This window comes from Actinomycetota bacterium (genome assembly GCA_005774595.1).
In the GTDB taxonomy this organism is placed as follows: Bacteria; Actinomycetota; Coriobacteriia; order Anaerosomatales; family D1FN1-002; genus D1FN1-002.
Genome location: VAUM01000244.1, coordinates 1 through 3,046 on the forward strand (window position 1 = coordinate 1; position 3,046 = coordinate 3,046).

A 3,046-nucleotide genomic window follows, 5' to 3' on the forward strand; every position below is an offset into this window, starting at 1 on the left:
CCTCCGGCCCGGCGCACGCGACGACGTAGACGTCACGCCCGGCCTCGCGCAGCGCCCGCGCCGCGACCCAGCCGTCACCTCCGTTGCCGCCCTTGCCGGTGACGACCGCGACACGGCCACCCGGCGCCGAGGACCGCACGCAGGCGGCGACCGCGCGGCCGGCCCGCTCCATCAGGTCGGCGGTCGTCACGCCCTGCTTCCCCGCGAGCCGCTCGGCGTCGCGGACCTGTCCGGTGTTCAGCGCGTACCTCATGCGTCCTCCCCCGGCTCCCCCTCGATCACGGCCCCGGGCTCGACGGCGTCGTCGTCCGCGGCGGCCCCGATGCTGTCGAGCATACCGCGGGCCTCCCTGAACGCGGCGGCGAGGCGGTCCTTCGGGTCGACCTCGGGCGGCTTGGGCGCGCTGCCGCCCGTGAGCGCCACTGCAGACGCGACCGCGGTGACGTGCGTGAACGACAGCGACAGGTGCATCTCGGTGACGCCGAGGCGCTCCGCGGTCTCGGCGGCGTTGCCGTGCAGGATCGGCTGCGGACGCCCGCGCTCGTCGCGCCCGACCTCGACGTCGGTGAAGCGCATGCCCGAGAAGCCGGAGCCGAGCGCTTTCAATACCGCTTCCTTCGCGGCGAACCGCAGCGCGTAGTGCACCTCCGGCCGTGCTCGCTTCTCGCAGTACTCACGCTCTGCGGCCGAGAAGCAGCGTTCCTTCATCCGAGGGTGCTTCTCGAGCGCGACGCGCATGCGCTCGATCTCGACGATGTCCACACCCAGCCCGAAGACCATGGCGCTACTCCACCGTCACGGACTTCGCGAGGTTGCGCGGCTGGTCCACATTGCAGCCCTTGGCCTTCGCGATCAGGTACGACAGCAGCTGCAGCGGCACGACGGCCGGGATCGCCGCGAGGTCCTCGCTGGTCTCCGGCACGTAGAGCACGTGCTCGGCGTGCTTGCGGATCTCGTCGTCGCCCTCGGTCGCCACGGCGATGACCTCGGCCCCGCGCGCGCGCACCTCCTGGATGTTGCTGACGACCTTGTCGTACGTGTGGCCCGCCGTGGCGACGACCACGACCGGCACCTGCGGGGTGATGAGCGCGATGGGCCCGTGCTTCATCTCGCCGGCGGGGTACGCCTCGGCGTGGATGTAGGAGATCTCCTTGAGCTTGAGCGCGCCCTCCATCGCCACGGGCACGCCGATGCCCCGCCCGAGGAACAACGAGGAGACGCGACCGTCCTTGTACTCGTCGGCGCACTCCTCGAGCGCGCCCGTGTCGGCGAGGATGCGCTCGACGACCTCCGGGATGCCGGTGAGCTCGTGCCAGATACGCTCGATCTCGGAGCGGTGCAGCGTGCCCTTCACCTGGGCGAGCTTGAGCGACAGGACGTAGAGCGCGGCTATCTGCGCGGTGAAGGTCTTGGTAGCCGCGACGCCGATCTCCGGGCCGGCGTGCGTGTAGACGACGCCGTCGGACTCGCGGGTGACCCGGCTGCCGACCACGTTCGTGATGGCGAGGACCTTCGCGCCGCGGTCCCGCGCCTCGCGCACGCCCGCGAGCGTGTCGGCGGTCTCGCCCGACTGCGTGATCGCGACGACGAGGGTGTCGTCGCCGACGATCGGGTCCGAGTAGCGAAACTCGCTGGAGACCTGGACCTCGACGGGCATGCGCGCCCACTGCTCGATCAGGCACTTCGCGACGAGCCCCGCGTGGTACGAGGTGCCGCACGCGATCACGATCACCCGGCGCAGCGCGGCGATCTCATCGCCGGTCATCTGCAGCTCGGAGAGCTGGACGATGCCGTCCTCGCCCATCCGGCCCCGCAGCGTCTCGCGGATGGCGCGAGGCTGCTCGTTGATCTCCTTGAGCATGAAGTCCTCGTAGCCGCCCTTCTCGGCGGCGTCGAGGTCCCACTCCACGTGCAGCCGCTCCGGTTCGACCGGGCTGCCGAGTTCGTCGACGACCTCGACCGAGTCCTTCGTCACGGTGGCTACGTGGCCGTCGAGCAGCACGAGCACCTCGCGCGTGTACGCGAGGACGGCGGGGATGTCGCTCGCCACGAAGTTCTCCCCGTCGCCCTCGCCGATGATGAGCGGCGAGTCCTGCCGGGCGGCGACGATGGTCCCGGGATGGTCGGCGTGCACGACGGCGAGCGCGTAGCTTCCGTGCAGCCGCTTGACCGCCTTGGCGACCGCCGCGGTCAGGTCGCCCGCGTACGCCTCCTCCACAAGGTGCGCTGCCACCTCGGTGTCGGTCTCCGAGCGGATCTCGTGACCGCGCGCGGCGAGTTCCTCGCGCAGTTCGAGGTAGTTCTCGATGATGCCGTTGTGCACGACCGCAAGGCGGCCGGAACAGTCCGCGTGCGGGTGGGCGTTCTCCTCGCTCGGGCGGCCGTGCGTCGCCCAGCGGGTGTGGCCGATGCCGATCGAGCCGTCGAGCGGGTGCTCGGCGATGGCGCCGGCGAGGTTCGCGAGCTTGCCCACGCGGCGCGTGGTGCGCAGGTCCGGGCCGCACACGACCGCGACGCCCGCGGAGTCGTAGCCGCGGTACTCGAGCCGGGCGAGCCCTGAGAGGAGCACGTCGGTGACCTTGTTCGGCCCGACGTATCCGACGATTCCACACATAGGGATACCGGTCCTTGTCGACTGAAGGGTGGATGGTCGCTTGTCGGCGGTGGCCGAGCGCGCGAGCACGGCGCGCACCGCTTCGAGGACGGCCCGACCCGCGGGCCGCTCACTCGTCTCCACCGGCCCGGTGCCGCTTTGTCCCCGCGGTCGCCCGCGGGATTTGTCGGCACCGTCACGACCCCGGTGTGGCCGGAGGGGCATCCGCCGAACGCTTCGATGACCCCTCGCCTCGTCGACTGCCACGATCGCGGCAGCCCCGGCGCTTGCTTCACGCGGTCAGATCGGCGCGGCTCCCCCCTTTGCGGTAGCGGACGGACACCACAGATTCTAGCATCAGGGACGCGCCCGGCACGTGACGGCCGGGTTACGGCGCGCCTTGCGCCCCGCCGTCCGCCCACTCCGCGACCTCGAGAACGCCGAGGTGGGTGC

3 protein-coding genes are annotated in these 3,046 nt (G+C 71.3%); all 3 read right to left on the reverse strand.

Annotated elements, in window-relative coordinates:
* A partial coding sequence (locus FDZ70_08585) for a hypothetical protein (GenBank protein TLM72192.1) occupies window positions 1-253 on the reverse strand: 253 nt, incomplete at its 3' end.
* Complete coding sequence (gene acpS / locus FDZ70_08590) at window positions 250-780, reverse strand: holo-[acyl-carrier-protein] synthase (protein ID TLM72193.1); 531 nt, start codon at window positions 778-780, stop codon at window positions 250-252. The genes FDZ70_08585 and acpS, both read right to left, overlap by 4 nt.
* A 4-nt stretch (window positions 781-784) precedes the next feature.
* Window positions 785-2,614: a glutamine--fructose-6-phosphate transaminase (isomerizing) gene (gene glmS / locus FDZ70_08595; GenBank protein ID TLM72194.1), complete on the reverse strand. Its 1,830-nt coding sequence runs from the start codon at window positions 2,612-2,614 to the stop codon at window positions 785-787.
* Between the last annotated feature and the right edge of the window lie 432 nt (window positions 2,615-3,046).

Coding starts and splice junctions, on each gene's coding strand:
- acpS (TLM72193.1), bottom strand. CDS start 780: ATGGTCTTCGGGCTGGGTGTGGACATCGTCGAGATCGAGCGCATGCGC.
- glmS (TLM72194.1), bottom strand. CDS start 2,614: ATGTGTGGAATCGTCGGATACGTCGGGCCGAACAAGGTCACCGACGTG.